This window comes from Streptomyces sp. NBC_00647 (assembly GCF_045207245.1).
Lineage (GTDB): Bacteria > Actinomycetota > Actinomycetes > Streptomycetales > Streptomycetaceae > Streptomyces.
Genome location: NZ_CP109040.1, coordinates 5437336 through 5457123, shown reverse-complemented (window position 1 = coordinate 5457123; position 19788 = coordinate 5437336). Strand labels below are relative to the sequence as shown.

13 protein-coding genes are annotated in these 19788 nt (G+C 71.0%); 8 read left to right on the top strand and 5 right to left on the bottom strand.

The window, feature by feature from the left end:
• Positions 1-21: 21 nt before the first annotated feature.
• Positions 22-1956 carry an FUSC family protein gene (locus tag OG788_RS23955; RefSeq protein WP_406373319.1) on the top strand — a complete coding sequence of 645 codons (1935 nt, stop codon included), beginning with the start codon at positions 22-24 and terminating at the stop codon, positions 1954-1956.
• A gap of 38 nt (positions 1957-1994) precedes the next feature.
• On the opposite strand, the gene OG788_RS23950 is transcribed toward OG788_RS23955, so the two are convergent.
• Entirely contained in the window at positions 1995-4079 is a 2085-nt protein-coding gene (locus OG788_RS23950) for a PhoX family protein (RefSeq protein WP_406373318.1), read from the bottom strand.
• 253 nt (positions 4080-4332) lie between these two features.
• Here OG788_RS23950 and OG788_RS23945 point away from each other — a divergent pair, with 253 nt between their 5' ends.
• From OG788_RS23945 to OG788_RS23925, 5 genes are all read left to right on the top strand, one after another.
• Positions 4333-6072, top strand: a complete 1740-nt coding sequence (locus tag OG788_RS23945) for a VWA domain-containing protein (protein WP_406373317.1) — start codon at positions 4333-4335, stop codon at positions 6070-6072.
• 163 nt (positions 6073-6235) lie between these two features.
• Positions 6236-7960: a methionine--tRNA ligase gene (gene metG / locus OG788_RS23940; RefSeq protein WP_356747192.1), complete on the top strand. Its 1725-nt coding sequence runs from the start codon at positions 6236-6238 to the stop codon at positions 7958-7960.
• A 266-nt stretch (positions 7961-8226) separates the two neighbouring features.
• Positions 8227-8592: a PH domain-containing protein gene (locus OG788_RS23935; RefSeq protein ID WP_351552530.1), complete on the top strand. Its 366-nt coding sequence runs from the start codon at positions 8227-8229 to the stop codon at positions 8590-8592.
• 138 nt (positions 8593-8730) lie between these two features.
• Positions 8731-11826 carry an FG-GAP repeat domain-containing protein gene (locus OG788_RS23930; RefSeq protein WP_406373316.1) on the top strand — a complete coding sequence of 1032 codons (3096 nt, stop codon included), beginning with the start codon at positions 8731-8733 and terminating at the stop codon, positions 11824-11826.
• A gap of 278 nt (positions 11827-12104) precedes the next feature.
• A complete protein-coding gene (locus OG788_RS23925) occupies positions 12105-12581 on the top strand; it encodes a hypothetical protein (protein ID WP_406373315.1) in 477 nt (158 codons plus the stop codon).
• A 32-nt stretch (positions 12582-12613) separates the two neighbouring features.
• Here OG788_RS23925 and OG788_RS23920 read toward each other — a convergent pair whose 3' ends face one another.
• A complete protein-coding gene (locus OG788_RS23920; protein WP_406373314.1) occupies positions 12614-12796 on the bottom strand; it encodes a DUF397 domain-containing protein in 183 nt (60 codons plus the stop codon).
• 83 nt (positions 12797-12879) lie between these two features.
• Between OG788_RS23920 and OG788_RS23915 the strand changes: the two genes are divergently transcribed.
• Positions 12880-13254 (top strand): ATP-binding protein, encoded by a 375-nt coding sequence (locus OG788_RS23915; protein ID WP_406373313.1) that lies wholly within the window; start codon positions 12880-12882, stop codon positions 13252-13254.
• Positions 13255-13300: 46 nt separating this feature from the next.
• Here OG788_RS23915 and OG788_RS23910 read toward each other — a convergent pair whose 3' ends face one another.
• Positions 13301-14254, bottom strand: coding sequence for an intradiol ring-cleavage dioxygenase (locus OG788_RS23910; protein WP_356747180.1), 954 nt, complete (start codon positions 14252-14254; stop codon positions 13301-13303).
• 136 nt (positions 14255-14390) lie between these two features.
• Positions 14391-16154 (bottom strand): aspartate--tRNA ligase, encoded by a 1764-nt coding sequence (aspS, locus tag OG788_RS23905; RefSeq protein WP_406373312.1) that lies wholly within the window; start codon positions 16152-16154, stop codon positions 14391-14393.
• A 167-nt stretch (positions 16155-16321) separates the two neighbouring features.
• On the opposite strand from aspS, the gene OG788_RS23900 reads away from it, so the two are divergent.
• The gene (locus OG788_RS23900; RefSeq protein ID WP_406373311.1) at positions 16322-18562 is read left to right on the top strand and encodes a SpoIIE family protein phosphatase; all 2241 of its coding nucleotides are present in this window, start codon (positions 16322-16324) and stop codon (positions 18560-18562) included.
• Here OG788_RS23900 and OG788_RS23895 read toward each other — a convergent pair.
• Entirely contained in the window at positions 18559-19665 is a 1107-nt protein-coding gene (locus OG788_RS23895) for an AI-2E family transporter (RefSeq protein ID WP_406373310.1), read from the bottom strand. The two genes, OG788_RS23900 and OG788_RS23895, sit on opposite strands and share 4 nt — an antisense overlap.
• Between the last annotated feature and the right edge of the window lie 123 nt (positions 19666-19788).

Genomic DNA, 19788 nt, shown 5'->3' with positions numbered 1-19788 from the left:
GGATACCCCCATACTTGGCACATGTCCCGCGAGTTCCCCATCGGCCTCACCCCTCCCGACTGGCTGGTCAGGAACCTCCAACCGCAGCGGGCACCCGTCAACCGGCCCGCCGCCGTACGCGCCGCCGTCGCCCTGTCGCTCCCCCTCGCCATCGGCTTCGCCTACGGCCGACCCGCGTACGGCGCCCTCGCCTCCATGGGCGCGCTGTCCGGAGTCATCGGCGACACCGCGGACGCGTACCGCATGCGGATCTTCAACATCGCCGTCCCGCAGTTCTTCGGCGCGATCGGCGTCACCATCGGCGCCGCGGTCTTCGGGCACGGCTGGGTCGCCGTCCTCGCCGTGACGGGGGTCGCCCTGATCTCCGGGATGATCTCGTCGATCGGCGCCGTCGCCTCCGTCAGCGGACTGCTGCTGCTCCTCAACTGCGTGATCGGCGCCGGACTTCCGCTGCCCGGCGCCTGGTGGCTCGCCCCGGTCCTGATGTCCGGCGGCGGGCTCCTGGTCCTCGCGCTGGCCCTGCTCGCCTGGCCGCTGCGCTCGGGCGTGCCGGAACGGTCCGCCGTCGCCGACACCTACCGCAAGGTCGCCGACCTGCTCGCCGCGAGCGGCACCGACGCCTACGAAGGCCTCCGCGTCGCCGTCACCCAGTCGCTCAACCAGGCGTACGACGTCGTCCTCGCCCGGCGCGCCTTCCACCACGGCCGCAGCCCCGACCTCGTCCGGCTGCTCGCCCAGCTCAACGCCGTCACCCCGGTCGTGGAGGCCGCCCCCGCGGCCCACCAGCGGGGCGTGCCCCTGCCCGCCGAGATCCCCGCCGCCGTCCGCCGGCTCGCCGAGGCCGTCGAGACCGGCGACACCGGCCCCCTGGAACTGCGCCTGCCCACCCCGGTGGACGAGACCGCTCGCGCCGTCGACCACGCCCTGCGGCACGCCTCCGGTGTCGTCTCGGACCGGTCCCCCGACGCGCGCGCCCTCGACGACCGCCTCGGCCGGCCCGCCGCGCTCCGCGTCCGCGCCGCCCGCGCCACCCGTGGCGTCCTGTTGTCCTCCGCCTCCTGGCGCTACGGCACCCGCCTCGCCCTGTGCATCGGCCTCGGCCAGGTGCTGGTCTCGACCGTCGCGGTGCCGCGCTCCTACTGGGTCGCGCTCACCATCACGTTCGTCATGAAGCCCGACTACGGCTCCGTCTTCTCCCGGGCGCTGCTGCGCGCGATCGGCACGGTCGCCGGTCTGGTGGTCGCGGCGGCCGTGCTGACCGTGGTGCCGCGCGGCTGGTGGGACGTGCCCGTGATGATGGTGCTCGCCCCGCTCATCCCGGTCCTGACCCCCCGTGGCTACGGCTACCAGACCGCCGCCATCACCCCGGTGATCCTGCTGCTGTCCGACAACCTCAACCACCAGGGCACCGGGCTCATCGTGCCCCGCCTCGTCGACTCCCTCATCGGCTGCGCGATCGCCCTGGTGGCCGGGTACCTCCTCTGGCCGGAGAGCTGGCACGCCCGGGTCGGCGACCGGCTCGCGGACGCGGTCGCCGACACCGCCGGCTATGTCGAGCTGGCCTTCGGGGACACCGCCGAACCCGCGGCCCGCGCCCGCAGCCGCCGCCGCCTGTACCGCGATCTCTCCTCCATCCGTACGGAGTTCCAGCGCGCCCTGACCGAACCGCCGCCCAACGGGCGCCGGGCCGCCGCCTGGATGCCGCTCGTCGTCGCCGTCGAACGGATCGTGGACGCGACGACCGCCGCGCGGGTCCACGTGAAACAGGGCGCGGCCGAGCCGTCGTCGGTCGAGATCTCCACCGTCGCGCTCCAACTGCGGGAGCTGTCCGAGGGACTGCGCGAGACGGACGTGCTCGTCGCCGTCCGCACCGACCTCACCGGCCCCTCGGGCAGCGTGCTCGAACCGGTACGGCAGGAGGTCGCGGCGGCCAGAGCGATCGCCTCACCGCACTGACCGCCACACCCCCTCGCCTTTCGTCCAGGCGCCCGGCGTCAGATCCCCACGTCGCAGCCGTCCGTGCGCCACACGGCGACGACCGCGGGCCGGACGATCTTCCCGGGGCCGTCGGGCCAGACACTCGCCGGCTTCTCCACGGAGGCGCCGTCGATCTCGCCCGGGTGCTGGACGGCGACGATCACGCGCCGGTCCTGCACGAGCGGACCGCAGGTCTCCGCACCGGTCGGCACGGTCAGGAACTGCTTCAGCTCACCGCGCCGCTCACCGCGCGTGGCGACACCGAAGAGGCCGTCGTGCGAGCCGAGCTGGTTGCCGTCGGTGGAGATCCACAGGTTGCCGTGCGGGTCGAACGCCACGTTGTCCGGGCAGGAGATCGGGCTGACCCTGTCCTTCGGGAAGCCCGCGAAGTAGGTGGCCGGGTCGGCAGGGTCGCCCGCGACGAGGAACAGCGACCAGGCGAAGGCGGTCGCCTCCGCGCGGCCGCGGCGCTCCGTGAGCTCGAGGATGTGGCCGTGCTTGTTGGCGTTGCGCGGGTTGGCCTCGTCGGCGGGGGCGAGGCCGGCCTTGCCGCGGTTGGTGTTGTTGGTGAGGGCGACGTAGACCTTGCCGGTGTGCGGCGAGGGCTGGATGTCCTCGGGCCGGTCCATCTTGGTCGCCCCGGCCTTGTCACCGGCGAGCCGGGTGAAGACGAACACCTCGTCGGCCGTCATCCCGTCGACGTGCGAGACGGCGCCGTGGGCGGTGGCGGTGGCCAGCGGGATCCACTCGCCTGAGCCGTCGAACTCACCGTCGGCCGGGAGCTTTCCGGTGCCGTCGATCTCGGTGGCCGGGGAGTCGCCGGTGAGCCGGGCGACGTACAGCGTGCCCTCGTCGAGCAGGGTGAGGTTGTGCTCGCGGACGCTGCGGGAGGAGCCGTGCTTCATCCGCTTGCTGCCGACGAACTTGTAGAAGTAGTCGAAGCGCTCGTCGTCCCCGGTGTAGACGACCGGACGGCCGTCGTCGGTGAGCCGGACGGTGGCGGCCTCGTGCTTGAAGCGGCCGAGCGCGGTGTGCTTGCGGGGCGTGGAGGCCGGGTCGTACGGGTCGAACTCGACGACGTATCCGAACCGGTGGACCTCGTTGGGCTCCTGGGCGACGTCGAACCGCTGGTCGAAACGTTCCCATTTGCGCTCGGTGGCGCCGGTTCCGATGCCGTAGCGCTGGTCGGTGGGGCGGCTGCTGTTGGCGAAGTACTGGTTGAAGTTCTCCTCGCCGTGCAGCGTGGTGCCCCAGGGGGTGGTGCCGCCGGAACAGTTGTTGAGCGTGCCGAGGACCTTGCGGCCGGTCGGGTCGGCGGACGTGCGGAGCAGGGGCGACCCCGCGGCGGGACCGGTGAGGCGGAACTCGGTGGTGGCGGTGACCCGGCGGTTGAGGTGGTGCCGGGTGACGGCGGTGAGCCTGCCCGTCCTGCGGTCCTCCTCGACGACGACGGCGGACAGCCCGTGCGCCGCCCAGGCGACCTCGACCTGCTCGCGGGTCGGGGCGGCGGCGTCGTAGCCGCGGAACATCAGGATCTCGTCGGTGTACTCGTGGTTGGCGACGAGGAGCTGCCGCCCGCGCTCACCGGGCAGCGGAAGCAGCGCGAGGAAGTCGTTGTTGTAGCCGAACTGGCCCGCCTGGGCCGCGGCGGTCTGGTGCTCGGGGTCGAAGGCGGGGGCACCGCGCAGGATGGGCTCGCCCCAGCGGATGACGACGTTCTGTCCGTATCCGTCCGGAACCACCACGGCATCGGTGGTGTTGGGCGCGACCGGCGCGAAGCGCAGCCCTCGTGCCCCCCGGCCGCCCTGGTGCGCCGTGCCGCTCGCCGGCTGTCCCTGCGCTCCACCCTGAGCCTGCGCCTCCGTGGCACCGGCACCGAGGACGGCGGCACCCGTCGCCGAGGCCACGGTCACGACGGCCGCGGCCCGCATCATCGAACGGCGGCTGAGCGCACCGGCGATGACATCGCCGACGTAGGCGTTGTCGCTGGTGTTGGGCACCTCGTGGAAGCAGGCGTCACCACAGCGGAACCGGCAGGTCATGGCGGACCGGCCGCCCGGATGCGATCCGGGCGTTCCGATCAACGGCAGCATTCGACGCACTTTACTCTCCCTTTGCGATCCCTTGATGTCAGCGTGACGCTAGGGGGAGGTGCATGCGGGAACCCTGCGCTCCGGTGAACGAGGAGTGAACCCGCAGGAGCCGTAAGGGTGTTGACGTGCCTGTTCGGCGGGGTGCCGTCCCTGTCGGGGCACTGTGCCGCCCCTGCCGAAGATCACCATCTGTGGCCGCTAACCTTACGTGTCCGTCCTGGCCAGGGATTGACGGGATCAACTCACGCGAAGGGTTGCGCACATGGGCATTCTCACTCTCCTGCGGAATGCGTTCGGCCGCTCACGCAAGGGTCGTGACGCCGACGCGGAGACCTCGCGAGAGGCAACGTCGACTCCGACGGTCCCGGCTCCCGCCACGGAGCCGGCACCGTCCCCGGAGGCCGAGCCGGCCTCCGCCCGGGTGACGGAGGCCGAGCCGAAGATTCCGGCTCCCGCCTCCGAGCCCCAGCCCTCCGTGGTCGACGAGCTGGTTTCGGCCGCCTTCGACAACGTGACGGTGCCGAAGCAGACCTCGTCCCCCGCTTCAGAGGGGACCCCCACGGCAGAACAGCCGGCGGAAGAGTCCCCGGAAACGCCCGCGGAGGCGAAGCCGGAAGCGGAGCCCGCGGCGGATCCGGTGGCCGTGACGGAGCCGGCGGCAGAGCCGACGACCGTGGTCGAGGCCGAGCCCGTTGCCGAGCCCGAGACTGAGCCCGCCGTCGAGCCGCTCGCCGAGGCCGAGCCGGTCGCCGAGGCTGAGGCGGAGCCCGTCGTGGAGGCCGAGCCGGTCGCCGAAGCGGAGCCCGTCGCCGAGACGGAAGCCGAGCTCGTTGCCGAGGCCGAGGCTGAGCCGGTCGTAGAAGCCGAGCCCGTCGTGGAGGCCGAGGCTGAGCCGACGGTCGAGCCCGAGGCCCCCGCGGCCGAGGCCGAAGCGGTCGAGGCCGAAGCGGTCGCAGAGGCCGAGCCCGTTGCCGAGCCTGAGGCCGAGCCCGTCGCCGAGACGGTCGTAGAGGCCGAGCCGGTCGGCGAGGCCGAGCCCGTCGCCGTGGTCGAGCCCGAGCCGGTCGTCGAGCCCGAGCCCGAGGCGGCGCCTGCCGTCGAGGCGGAGCCGGTCGTCGCCGAGGAGGTCACGCCCGTGGCCGCGCAGGTGGACGAGCCCGCGGCCGCCGACGGCGACGAGGCTCCACAGGTGGCACCCGCAGCCGAGGTCGAGAGCGGCACGGGTGGTGCGGGTGGGAGCGAGGACGCCGAGGGCGAAGCCGAGGCGGAGGTCGAGGCCGAGGGCGTGGCCGAGGCGGAAGTGGTTGCCGCCGACGGCGAAGCCGAGGCCACCCCGGGTGCCCCCGCCGTCCCGCTGACGCGGGTGAAGTCCGAGGCCCCGGCCCTGGTCACGGCGTACAACGAAGCGGGTACCGCGCTCCAGAAGCGGGACCTCACCGGCACGCGCGCCAAGATCTACCTCGTCCTCGACCGCTCCGCGTCGATGCGCGCGTACTACAAGGACGGCTCCGCCCAGGCCCTCGGCGAGCAGGCCCTGGCCCTCGCCGCCCACCTGGACCCGAACGCGACCGTCCACGTCGTCTTCTTCTCCACGGAGCTGGACGGCACCGGCGCTCTCACGCTCACCGAGCACGAGAACAAGATCGACGACCTGCACGCCGGCCTCGGCCGCATGGGCCGTACGAGCTACCACGCGGCGGTGGAGGAAGTCGTCACCCACTACCAGAAGTCGGACACCACCGACCCGGCCCTGGTGATCTTCCAGACGGACGGCGCCCCCGACGCCAAGACCCCCGCCACCCAGTCCCTCACCGACGCGGCGAAGGACCACCCGGGCGTCTTCTTCTCCTTCGTCGCCTTCGGCGAGCAGGACAACAAGGCCTTCGACTACCTCCGTCGGCTGAAGACCGGGAACACGGCCTTCTTCCACGCGGGCCCGGCCCCGCGCGAACTGACGGACGTCGAGGTCTACGACGGCGTCCTGGAGAACTGGCGCCCGTAACCCCCGTACACCGCACCATCGGGCCGCCCCTTCCCACGCCTTAAAACGGGAAGCGGGCGGCCCACCCATGTCGGCTACGATTTCAAGGTTCACCGACGACGACCCGCCGACAGCGAAACCGACGCGATCGTCGCCCCACGTAGCGACTTGGGAGCAGCCCGCGATGGCTCGACACCTCATCACCAGCGCCCTTCCGTACATCAACGGGATCAAGCACCTGGGCAACATGGTGGGGTCCATGCTCCCGGCGGACGTGTACTCCCGGTACCTCCGCCAGCGCGGCCACGACGTCCTGTACATCTGCGCGACGGACGAGCACGGCACCCCCGCCGAGCTGGCGGCCAAGGAGCGCGGCCTGCCGGTCGACGAGTTCTGCGCGCAGGCGCACGACGCGCAGAAGGCCGTGTACGACGGCTTCGAGCTGGCCTTCGACTACTTCGGCCGCAGCTCCAGCCCGGAGAACCGTGAGATCACCCAGCACTTCGCGCGCCGCCTGAACGAGAACGGCTTCATCGAGGAGCGCGCGATCCGCCAGGTGTACTCGCCCACCGACGGCCGTTTCCTGCCGGACCGCTATGTCGAGGGCACGTGCCCGCACTGCGGTTACGACAAGGCCCGCGGCGACCAGTGCGAGAACTGCACGCGTGTGCTCGACCCCACGGACCTGATCAACCCGCGTTCGGCGATCTCCGGCTCGACGGACCTGGAGGTCCGCGAGACGAAGCACCTCTTCCTTCTCCAGTCGAAGCTCCAGCACGAGGTCGAGGAGTGGGTGGCCCGCCACGAGTCCGAGTGGCCGCAGCTCGCCTCCTCCATCGCCCGCAAGTGGCTGACCGAGGGCCTGCACGACCGTGCGATCACCCGTGACCTGGACTGGGGCGTCCCGGTCCCGTCCGACACCTGGCCGGAGCTGGCGGCCGAGGGCAAGGTCTTCTACGTCTGGTTCGACGCCCCGATCGAGTACATCGGCGCGACGAAGGAGTGGTCCGACCAGGACCAGGAGAACCGCGACTGGAAGTCCTGGTGGTACGACGCGGACTCCGGCGAGAACCCCGTCCGCTACACGCAGTTCATGGCGAAGGACAACGTGCCCTTCCACACCGTGATGTTCCCGGCCACCGAGCTGGGCGTACGCGAGCCGTGGAAGAAGGTCGACTACGTCAAGGCCTTCAACTGGCTGACGTACTACGGCGGGAAGTTCTCCACGTCCCAGAAGCGCGGCGTCTTCACGGACCACGCCCTGGACATCCTGCCCGCCGACTACTGGCGCTACTTCCTCATCGCCAACGCCCCCGAGTCGGACGACTCGTCGTTCACCTGGGAGCACTTCACGGCCACGGTCAACAAGGACCTGGCCGACACCCTCGGCAACTTCGTCAACCGCGTCCTGTCGTTCTCCAAGAAGCGCTTCGGCGAGGAGGTCCCGGCGGGCTCGGAGGCCGGCGAGGCCGAGGCGAAGCTGGGCGAGGAGATCGCGGGCCTGCTCGCGGAGTACGAGACCCAGATGGAGGCGCTCCAGTTCCGCAAGGCGGCTGCCGCGCTGCGCGCCCTGTGGTCGGCGGGCAACTCCTACCTGGAGGAGAAGGCTCCCTGGCTGGAGATCAAGACCAGCCCCGAGGGCGCGGCGCTGACGCTCCGTACGGCGATGAACCTGATCCACCTGTACTCGGTGGTCTCGGAACCCTTCATCCCGGCGTCCGCCCGCGCGATGCGCTCGGCGTTCGCCCTGGCGGACGACACGGCGACCTGGGTGACGCCGGACGAGGCCCGTGCCCTGGCCTTCCTTCCCTCCGGCACCCCCTTCACCGTTCCGCCGGTCCTCTTCGCCAAGATCACGGACGAGGACCTGGAGTCGTACAAGGAGCGCTTCGGCGGCTCGCCGGAGTAACGTCCACCGCTCGACAGGAGCCCGGGAACGAACCGTTTCCGGGCTCTTCCGCGTGCCGGGAACCTGGCCGCCGGAGGTTCCGGAAACAGCGCCACGAGAGCTCCGGAAGCCGTGCACGGAACGGGGCCGGGAGCGGCTCCCTGTGGATCTCCCCTCGACCTCTGTGCACCCCCTTTCGGGCGGTATACATTGCGAAGATCATGTGAAGCCGTTGGCTTCCTGGGATACGAGTGGACCAGCGAGTCCACTGAGTGGGGGGTACATCCATGGCGCTCTTCGGAAACGCGCACACCGTCGACCCGGCCTCGGCGCAGCAGGACTTCGCCCGCCTGATGGGCCAGAACGAGCAGGTCCACGCCGCGTACCAACTGATACGCGACACCATCCTGTTCACCGACCGCCGCCTGATCCTGGTCGACAAGCAGGGCATCACCGGCAAGAAGGTGGAGTACCACTCCATCCCCTACCGCAGCATCACCCACTTCGCGGTGGAGACGGCCGGCACCTTCGACCTCGACGCCGAGCTGAAGATCTGGATCTCGGGCGCCTCCGTCCCGATCCAGAAGACCTTCACCAAGGGCGTCGACATCTACGAGGTCCAGGCGATCCTCACCCAGTACGTGGCGAAGTAGCACCGCACGCCGCGGGCGGGCTCGACCCGGCTCACCTGCGGCGATACGGCACCCTCCCCGCGAGACCCCCTGCCGACCCCTGTTAGCATCCGCGCACTTGTGCGAGGGCGGGGGCCCTCGCGGGGAGGGACAGTTCACGTGGGCAGACACGCCCCGAGACGGCGCGGCCTTGCCGCGGCCGTCTCCTCCATAGCGGTCGCCGTGGCGGCCGCCACCATCGCCGTTCTGCCGCAGAGCGGCGCCTCGGCGGACCCGGCCGCACCGGCCGGGACCACCTCCGAGATCACCCTGACCGACCCCGCCGGCACGCAACCGCGTGCCGACCGCCCGCTGGTGGCCGGCGCGAGCGGCTTCCTGCACCGGCAGACCGGGATCACCGGGCTGCTGTGGACGGACTACGCCGCCGGCACGAGCACGGTCGTCCGGACCGCCGACGGGGTGTACGCGCCCACGGGCGTCTGCGCGACCCTCGGCTCGTCGACCTGCCCCACCGCCTGGTACGGCAGCGACGCCGACCTGGTCGCGCTGCCGTCGTCCGGCTCCGTAGCCCTGTGGGACCCGGCGACCCGGACGACGACGTCGTTCACCTCGGACGAGGGCTACCGGGGGCTCGCCGGACGGACGGTCCTCACCGAGTGGTCGGTGCACGACCTCGTCGACGGCGCCTGGCGCTCCCGCGCCATCACACCGGCCGGCACCCGGATCACCTCGGGCTCCATCACCGCCGCCGACGCGCACGGCGTGCTGTTCAAGGTCGACAGCCACCTGTACTACCTCGACCTGGCCACGGCCACCACCACCAGGGCCTTCTCCGGCATGGACGCGCGGCCGTACACCGTCCTCAGTGACGACCGGATCGGCTGGTACGACCCGGTCGGCGGCAACCTGCGTGTCAAACCGCGCACTGACCCGGCCGCCGACGAGCAGGTGATCGACCTGCCCTCGCCCGGTGCCCAGCTCGACGGCGCCCCGGTGCTCTCCGGCGACTGGCTGCTGCTCCCGCTGCACACCGGCACCGGTACCAGCGAACTGCGGGCCGTCTCCCTGAAGGACGGCTCCTCACAGACCCTGGCGGCCAAGGCGGGGGCGTACACCGTTCGCCCGTCCGGCAACACCGCCCTCGTCACCGGCGGCACCGGCGCGAGCGACTGGTGGGTGCGGCGCTTCACCGTGGCCGCCGACGGCACGCCCGGCCTGGAGCAGCTCGCCCAGATCCCGGCGACGGAGAACGCGAAGACCGGCCTGGCACTCAGCCGGGGCAGCCTGCGCCTCGCCGAGGACGACCCGAGCGGCACCATGGACACCACCTCGCTGCGCACGCTCGCCGTGGTCGGCGGGCAGCTCAGCGCCTCCGCGCCGGAGGCCGGGGACAAGGTGCTCACGCGCTGCGCGTACACGGGCGTGGCCTGCTCGACGCTCTGGGGCAACCTCGGCAACAGCCCGCGTGACGCCTTCCTCGGCACCACCGACACCGGTCTGACCGGTAAGGACCGGCTGGTCGCCATGCTGGACGGCTCCTCGGACTGGACCCTGGAGTTCGGCACCACGGGCGGCCACATCGTCGACGTCTCGGACAACTACGCGGTCTACGACTCCGGGGGCGCTTCCCCGGAGCAGTACCTCGGCGAGTTCGGCCAGGGACAGAAGCTGAAGCGGTCGGTGCGCGCCGCCGCGCTGAACGGCTCGACCCTCTGGAGCGCCTCGACGACCGGCAAGCTCACCTCGTACAGCCTGACCGAGGACAAGACCCTCGCGACGGTGACCGTTCCGGGCATGTCCTGCGTGCCGGGCGAACTCCAGGCGGCGGGCCGCTGGGTGTACTGGGCGTGCGGCGACGGCTCGGCCGGTGTGTACGACTCCAAGGCCGCCACCTCCCGCACGGTGAACGGCGGCGACGTGCTGCTCGGCGACGGCTTCACCGTCCGCCACGACCGTGCCGCGGGCACCCTGGTGCTGACGGACGCGGCGACCGGCGCCAGCCGTGTGCTCGCGACCGATGTCGCCGACACCGGCCTCGCCATGGACCGCCGCTTCAAGTGGACCGTCGACGAGTACACCGGCCTGGTGGCCTGGACCGATCTGTACGAGCGGACGCACATCGCCAGGACCGGTGTCACGCCGTCGGCCGTCACGTCGCTCAAGACCGAGACATCGGACTACGTCTACGTCGGCTCCAGCGCGCCCTTCCACGGCTCCTGGCTGCTGTCCCGACCGGTCACCTCCTGGTCGGTGACCTTCACCTCCGTCCAGAGCGGCGCGCGGGGCAAGGCGACCCGCACGGTCACCGGGGGCGCGTCCACCGTCTGGGCGGCCACAGACTGGTACGGCACGACGGTCGACAACGCCCGCTTCCCGAACGGGCAGTACACCTGGACCCTCAAGGCCACGGGCACCGGCACCGGCTCGGCGGTCACCGTCGCGACCGGCAAGGGCTTCCTGGAGGGAGGCGCGCCGGTGCGGCACGACTTCTCCAGCGCGGAAGGACCGGACGGCCGCGGCGACCTCCTCACCCTGAACTCGTCCGGCGGCCTGACCTTCCAGTCGGGCACCGGCAGCGGCACGTTCGGCGAGAAGATCAGCGGTTCCGGCTGGGCCACCAGCATCAAGGCCGTGCCGTTCGGCGATCTCAACGGGGACCGCTGCAACGACGTCCTCGTCCGGCTGAGCAGCGGCGCCCTGCGGGCGTACAAGCCGCACTGCGGCGCCGCGGTCACCCCGAAGACGTCGTACACCACGCTCGCGAGCAGCGGCTGGACGCAGTACGACGTCCTGACCTCGCCCGGTGACGTGAGCGGTGACGGCCGGCCCGATCTGATCGCGCGCGTCGCGTCCACCGGGACCGTCTACCTCTACAAGGGGACGAGCACGGGAACCCTGTCCGCCCGCGTGAAGCTCTACGACAGCTGGAAGAGCTACAAGAAGATCGTCGGAGCCGGTGACCTCAACGGCGACGGCATCGGCGACCTGCTCGCCCAGGACACCTCCAACACCCTCTACCGCTACAACGGCAAGGGGGACGGAACCTTCGCCGCCCGCGTGAAGGTGTTCGGCGACTGGGGCGGCTCCTACAACGCCGTCGTCGGCGTCGGTGACATCACCGACGACGGCAGGGTGGACCTGGTCTGCCGCGACAGCAGCGGCAACCTCTACCGCAACAACGGGGACGGCAAGGGATCGTTCGGTTCGCGCACGAAGATCGCGACCGGCTGGAGCGGATACCGGTCACTCTCCTGAGGTTCCGCACCTGAAGCGCACCACCTGAGGAGGGGCACGGGACCACACGTCCCGGGCCCCTCTTCCGCGTACCCGGGCCGCGCCCGCCGAGGCCGCCGACGCGGCACCGGAGACCGACTGGAGGCCTGGTGAGGACCCTGTGGCGACCCGGCGACGACCCGGCGACGACCCGGCGACGAGGGGACAACGAGCCGGGAAAACCCCCCTCTGTCCGGTCCCGTAGATCCGGAGTGGACCCCGGCTCCACAAGGCCCTCGATCACCCGTATGGTTTCCGCCATGGCAGTCCCCGAGGTCATTCCGATCGCCTACGAACCGAAGCACCGCACCGAGACGATCGGCCGGTACGCGGACGGTCAGTTCCTGGCGTCGATCACGTACGCCTTCCCCGAAGGGTTCCGTCCCGACGACGGCTGGGAAGAGCACAAACGTCTGTACACAGTGCTCCACACCTTCGACTCCGAGGGCCGCTACCGCGACTCGGAGGTCTGGTGCGCCGGCACCTGGGCCGAACAGCAACGAGACCCGTACGGCGACAACTCGGTGCTCTCGCGTGCCCGCATCCACCTGGCGAAGCTTCTGCGCAGCCTGCCCCGGCGCTCGTACACGGACATCGCGATCCGGCCGTTCCAGCTCACCGTCGACGGCGTGCTGTTCGGCCTGCTGACCGGCGTCGACGAGGGCGAGGCCTGGGCCGAGCTGTACCCGGACCGCCTCGGCTTCGCCCAGCCGTGGGACGGCACGTACGACACCTGAGCGGTGCTCGATGCATCCACATCAGTGGACGATCACCCGGCACGGCTCACACGGAGCCGGCACAGCAGTGCGGCCAGCCCCTGCCGGGTGACGGCGACTATTCGTCCCGGATCATCGCTCTCACGGAGCAGCACTGTGTCCTCGACGCGGGCGAGCTCCACGCACTCGTTGCCGTCACCGGGTCCGGAGAACGAGGACTTCTGCCACTGCGTCACGGCTCAGATCTCCTTCGCCAGTCGGTGCATGAAGTCCCGCGACTTGGCGGGCTCCAGGGAGGCTGACTCCACCTTACGGAAGAGTGTTCGTATGGCGAGGAGTTGAGCCGAGGCATCCAGACGCCCTCCGCCTGATCCTCACCCTGCACGGCCTGCCGCATCTCGCGGAAGTGGCCGAACTCGTCGCGACCGAGCTGGTCACCAACGCCGTGCAGCACACCAAGGGCCCCGCGGCCATACGTCTCCGCTGGGCCCGCGGGGTGCTCCGCATCGGCGTGTGGGACGCGGACCCCACCCCGCCGGCCCCCGCTCCACCAGAGGCGCACGGCGAATCAGGACGCGGCCTCAACCTCGTACAGGGATGCGCGGACGACTGGGGCTGGTACCGGCTCGGCGGAGCCCGAAGCCCCGGGGGTGCGGGCAAGTTCATCTGGTGCGAACTGACCACGGCGGCGTGAACCTTCCCGCAGGCACCCCGGAGCGGAGCCCATCAGCTCGCGCGGGCTACGACGCCGAGGCGGACGCGTTCGGCTGGGTGTCCGTGCTGTCGTGGGTCTCGTCCGGGGCGACGCCCATCGTCAGGTGGGCGTGGACGCCCTTGGCGATGTGCTTCTTGCTGTACGAGAGGTACAGGAGCCCGCCCTCGTGACCGTTGTCCGGGTAGATCGTGTCCTCGTCCAGCGTCGTGCGGGTGGTGGTGTTCGTGGAGTACGGGGAGACCTCAGCCGACGCCAGCACCGCCTTCTCGTCGAAGAAGAGCTGGCCGGTGTGGCAGGTGTGGCCGCCTTCGTAGCCCGCGTCGGTCCACGTGCCGTCCACATGGACCTTCACGTGGATGTGGACACAGCGGCCCTGGTACCAGCCGGGGAACACCGTCCTGAAGGTGACGTAGCCGTGCTTGTCGGTCTTCCAGGTGCCGCGCAGATACCGCTCGTCGTCGGTGGGCTCGGAGTGGCCGCCACCGGTGCCTCCGGAGGGCCCGCCGGACGGGGGTTCGCCGGTCGGCGTGCCCGAGGGGGTGCCGGACGGGGCGTCCGTGGGCCCGCCCGACGGAGCGCCGCCGCCACCGCCGTTGCTCATCGCCTCGTAGCCGGAGTACACGCCCAGCGCCGTGCAGTGCCAGATGTCCACCGCGGCGTTCCTGACCGGCTTGCAGGTCTCCGCGTCGATCACCTTGAGCTTGAGGGTCAGGGGGATGCCCTCCTGGTCCTCGGTGATGTCCTGACGGAGTTTGTCCGCGTCGATGTAGTAGGGGCCCTCGGTGGTCTCCGAGGTCAGCGTGTAGCAGGTCTCCGCGCCCGACGCGGCCGCCGCGCTGCCGGTCGTGACCTCGTCCGCGGACGCGGTCATGGCGATACCGCCGCCCACGCCCACGGCCGCCACGGCCGCTCCACCTGCGATGACGACCTTGCGCCGGGTCATGTTCCGTTTGTGCGCGGGTCCTTGAGTCTCAGTCATGCGCCGGACGATAGGGAGCCGACCTGTCAGCAACGTGGGTGCGGACTGTGGTTTCGCAGCGCACGCGAAAGTGGCCCGGAACCGTCATCGGTTCCGAGCCACTTCAGTGGGCGAGGCCCGCTTCGGCGTGCGAGGCCTACTTCGGCTGCGGCTTGCGCACCGAGAGGTGCAGCTCGCGCAGCCGGGTCTCGTCCAGCTCCGTGGGCGCGCCCATCATCAGGTCCTGCGCGTTGCCGTTGAGCGGGAACGCGATCGTCTCGCGGATGTTCGGCTCGTCCGCGAGCAGCATGACGATGCGGTCGACGCCCGGGGCGATACCGCCGTGCGGCGGGGCGCCGAAGCGGAAGGCGCGCAGCATGCCGGCGAACTGCTCCTCGACGGTCTCGCGGTCGTAGCCCGCGATCTCGAAGGCCTTGAGCATGATCTCGGGCTCGTGGTTCCGGATCGCGCCGGAGGACAGCTCGACGCCGTTGCAGACGATGTCGTACTGCCAGCCGAGGATGTCCAGCGGGTCCTGGGTCTCCAGGGCCTCCAGACCGCCCTGCGGCATCGAGAAGGGGTTGTGCGAGAAGTCGATCTTGCCGGTGTCCTCGTCCTTCTCGTACATCGGGAAGTCGACGATCCAGCAGAAGCGGAAGACGTTCTCCTCGAAGTTGCCCGAGCGCTTCGCGGCCTCGACCCGCACCGCACCCATGATCTTCGAGACCTCGTCGAACTCGCCCGCGCCGAAGAACACGGCGTGACCGGCGGCCAGGGAGAGGCGCTTGGTCAGCTCGGCGACGTTGTCCTCGGTGAGGAACTTGGCGATCGGGCCCGTCAGCGAGCCGTCCTCACCCACCCGCACCCAGGCCAGGCCCTTCGCGCCCTGCTCGACCGCGTAGTCACCGAGGCCGTCGAAGAACTTCCGCGTCTGGCCGGCGACGTCCGGCACCGCGAGGGCGCGTACGTGCTTGCCCGCGAAGGCCTTGAACTCGGAGCCCTCGAAGATGTCGGTGATGTCGGTGAGCTCCAGCTGGGCCCGCAGGTCCGGCTTGTCGGAGCCGTACTTCAGCATCGACTCGCGGAACGGGATGCGCGGGAAGGGGGAGGTGACGTGACGGTCACCGCCGAACTCCTCGAACAGCTCCGTCATGAGCTTCTCGATGGGCTGGAACACGTCCTCCTGCTCGACGAAGGACATCTCGACGTCGAGCTGGTAGAACTCGCCCGGCGAACGGTCCGCGCGGGCGTCCTCGTCGCGGAAGCAGGGCGCGATCTGGAAGTAACGGTCGAAGCCGGAGATCATCAGCAGCTGCTTGAACTGCTGCGGAGCCTGCGGAAGCGCGTAGAACTTGCCGGGGTTCAGCCGGGAGGGGACCACGAAGTCGCGCGCGCCCTCGGGGGAGGTGGCGCTGAGGATCGGGGTCGCCATCTCGTTGAAGCCCAGCGCCGTCATCTTGTGACGGATCGCGGAGATCACGGCCGTACGCAGCAGGATGTTGCGGTGCATGCGCTCGCGGCGCAGGTCGAGGAAGCGGTACTCCAGGCGCCGCTCCTCGTTGACCCCGTCCTCGGCGTTGATCGTGAAGGGCAGCGGCTGGGCGGCGCCGAGCAGCTCGACCTCGCCGACCTCGACCTCGACCTCGCCGGTCGGCAGCTCCGCGTTCACGTTCTCGGTACCGCGCGAGACGACCTTGCCGTCGACGCGGACGGTCGATTCCTTGGAGACCTTGTCCAGGGCCTCGTAGGCGGGGGTGCCGGGGCGGGCGACGAGCTGCGTGATGCCGTAGTGGTCGCGCAGATCGATGAAGAGGATGCCACCCAGGTCTCGGCGATTGTGCAGCCAGCCGCTCAGCCGGACGTCGCTGCCGACGTCAGAGGCGCGGAGCTCGCCGCAGGTGTGGGACCTGTACCGATGCATCGTCGTTTCATCCAGTCTTCGCGGATTGAGGGCGTGTTTCACGTGAAACACCCCCAGGGTACCGGGCAGCCCAGGACCACCTCCCCATCATTAACCGCTCCGCCACGGCTCGGCGCCCTGGACGGCATCGGTGGCAGGCACCGATCACTCGTTCGTACAGTGGGCCCATGCGCACTGGTGAGCCCCTGCCCGCCGTGGGGGACGTCCTGGCCACTCTCGCGACCGGTGTGTGGCGCTGGGACAACGCCGCGGGCCTCGTCACCTTCGACGCGGAAGCCGCACGGCTCATCGGCATGCCCGCGGAGCGGACGACGCTCTCCGAGGCGGGAGCACGCTCCCACTTCCACCCCGTCGACTGGAACGAGATGGACGGAGTGGTGCAGCTCGCGGTCGCCGAGGGCACGCTCGCCGAGGCCCGGATGCGGATCATGGACGGGCACGGCCGGGTGCTCCGCACGGTCCGCAGCCGCTCCAAGCCGATCATCGACCCCGAGACCGGCCACTACGAGCTGATCGGCACCCTTCAGGAGGTCAGCGAGCAGCCTCCTGACGCCGCCGCGCGCACCCCCGTGACCGGGGACTGGCGCCGCTCGCGGGAGGCGTTCCTGCTGGACGCGGGGCGGGCGCTGGCCGAGGCGCGGTCCACGGCGGAGGTATTGCGGGTGGCGGCGGGGCTGTCGATGCCCGGCTTCTCACCGGACGGGCTCGCCGTCTTCGGCGCGGAGGGCGACCGGCTGACGATCATCGGCCATCACGGGCACCAGCCGGGCGACGAGGGACCCTTCACGCACATGTCGCTGGCCACCGACTATCCGGCCGCCGAGGTCGTCCGTACGGGCCGCGCGGTCTATCTCTCGTCCCCCGAGGAGTACAAGGAGCGCTACCCGGCCTCCTGGCCGCTCGCGCGGCACTTCGGGCGGCAGTCCTGGGCGTTCCTGCCGCTCACCGTCGCCGGCAGCACCATGGGCGCGTGGATGGCGGCCTTCACGTATCCCGTCACCTTCACGCCCGACGAGCGCTCGGTCCTCACGACCGTCGCCCGCATGCTCGCGCAGGCCCTCTCGCGCGCCGGAGCAGCCGAGACCGAGCGGGAGCTGACCGACGGCCTCCAGCGCTCGATGATGCCGACGCTCGGGCCACAGATGCCGGGCATGAGCGTCGCCGCACGCTACGTCCCGACCGGCGGCGGTCTCCAGGTCGGCGGCGACTGGTACGACATGATCCCGCTGCCGGCCGGCCGCTATGCCCTGGTCATCGGCGATGTGCAGGGCCACGACGTCCGTGCCGCGGGCCTGATGGGCCAGCTCCGGATAGCCCTGCGCGCGTACGCCGCCGAGGGCCACCGCCCCGACGCGGTGCTGTCCCGGGCCTCGCGCTTCCTGTACGGGGTCACGGACTCGGTGACCTACGGATCGAGCGGCGGCGCCGACGAGGGCGAGGATCCGGCGGACCCCGGCGATGTGCGCTTCGCGACCTGTCTGTACGTCGAGGTCGACCCGGCGACCGGAACGCTCGACATCGCCCGCGCCGGGCATCCCGACCCCGCGATTCGCATGGCGGACGGCACGGTGCTGATGCGGCCCACGGCGGGCGGGCTGCCGCTCGGCATCGACCCGGACGCCGACTACCCCACCACCCGACTCGTCCTGGAGCCGGGCGAGACGATGCTGGTCTGCACCGACGGACTCATCGAGACCGGCGGCCACGACCTCGACACCGGCTGGCGCCGTATCCGCCGGACGCTCGAGTCCCACGACGGCGACCTGGAGACCCTCGCCGACGAGCTCGTGCAGGCCGTGCACGGCCCCTCCTCCCACCACACCACCGGTCCGCTGGCCGACCGGCGCGAGGACGACATAGCGGTGCTGCTGCTGTCCCGGCTGGGCGGGACTAGCGGCTACGACGACACGGCCCCGACCGTCCGGCCGGCGGTGCGCCGCACGATGCTGACCGTGGCGCAGGCCGAGCCCGAGCAGATCTCGGAGGCCCGTCAGCAGCTGCGGGAGCTCCTGCACGACTGGGCCTCCGCCGACCAGCTCGACTCCGCGGTCCTGCTCGTCTCCGAGATGGTCACCAACGTCCTCGTGCACACCGACGCCGACGCACTGCTCGTCGCCGAGGTGACGGGCGAGCCGGGCAAGCGGCGGATGCGGGTGGAGGTCACCGACGGCAGCGACGACCTGCCGCACCGGCGCCACCCCGGGGAGCTGGCGTCGTCCGGACGCGGACTGGTGCTCGTGGAACTGCTGGCGGACGCGTGGGGAGTGGACCCGCGGGGCGAGGGCAAGACCATCTGGTTCGAATTCTCCGAGACCTCGGACATGGAGGCCGGGGAGCCCGGGACCGTACGGGAATCCGCGGTGCTGGAGGCCTTCGACACCTTCGGCGAGGCCGCGGACTTGGCCTAGGAGTCCTCGGAAGGCCCCGGCGCCCCGGGTACTCCGGGAAACCCCGGTGCCTCCGGTCCTTCCGGGCCATCCGGTCCCGGCTCGTAGCGTGCGCGGAGTTCGTGCAGCACACCGAAGGCGGCGGCCGTCAGCGGCACGGCGAGCAGCATGCCGAGGACGCCCGCGACGGACGCGCCCGCCGTGATCGCCAGCAGCACCACCGCCGGATGCATCTGCACCTGCCGGCTCTGGATCATCGGCTGGAGGCCGTATCCCTCCAGCACCTGCACCGCGAGCACGACCCCGAGCACCCACAGGGCGATGACGAATCCCCGGTCCGCGAGCGCGACCAGCACGGCCACCGTGCCGGAGATGAACGCGCCGAGATACGGGATGTACGCCCCGACGAAGACGAGCGCGCCGAGTCCCACCGCACCCGGGACCCGCAGGATCAGTAGCCCGACGGTGATGCAGAGGGCGTCGATGAGCGCGATGATCGTCGTCCCGCGCATGAACCCCTCGACGGCCTCGAAGGCGCGCCGGGCCATGGCCTCGACGATGTCGGCGGTCCCCCGGGGCGCGAGCGACCGCAGTGTCCCGGCGACCCGGTCCGAGTCCCGCAGGAAGAAGAAGACCAGCAACAGGGCGAGGAAGGCCATGGCGATGGCCTGGCCCACGATGCTGACGCCGCTGACGACGTTGGACGCGGCCGTGCTGCCGAACTCGGTCAGCAGATCCTTGGAGTTGGCGGCGAGGTCGTCGAGCGAGGTACCGGCCGCGCCGAAGTGCTCGGCGACGGACCTCGCGGCCACCCGGAGAGAGTCCACGATCTCCGCGCCGGTGTGGATGAGCGCGGCGACGACGATGTAGACGGCGCCACCGACCACGACGGCCACCGCGACGCAGGTGAGGGCGGCGGCCAGCGATCGGTTGACCCGTGCCTTCACCAGCCGCCGGTACAACGGACCCAGCAGGGCGGTACCCAGCAGCGCGAGCAGCACGGGCACCACCGCGGTGCGGAATTCCCCGCAGAGCAGGACGCCCACCCATCCCACACCGGCCGCCAGCAGGATCACGGCACACCAGGCCGCCAACCGCCGGGCACCCTCGGGGAGTAGCTGCACCCTCCCAGCTGACCATGCGTCAGCCGGATCGGCGCCTCCGCTGAGGCCGAACGGGGGAGAAGGCCTCGCGAAGGCGCCGATGGCACGTAGGGGGTGATCCGTACGACACCCCGAACCTCGGGA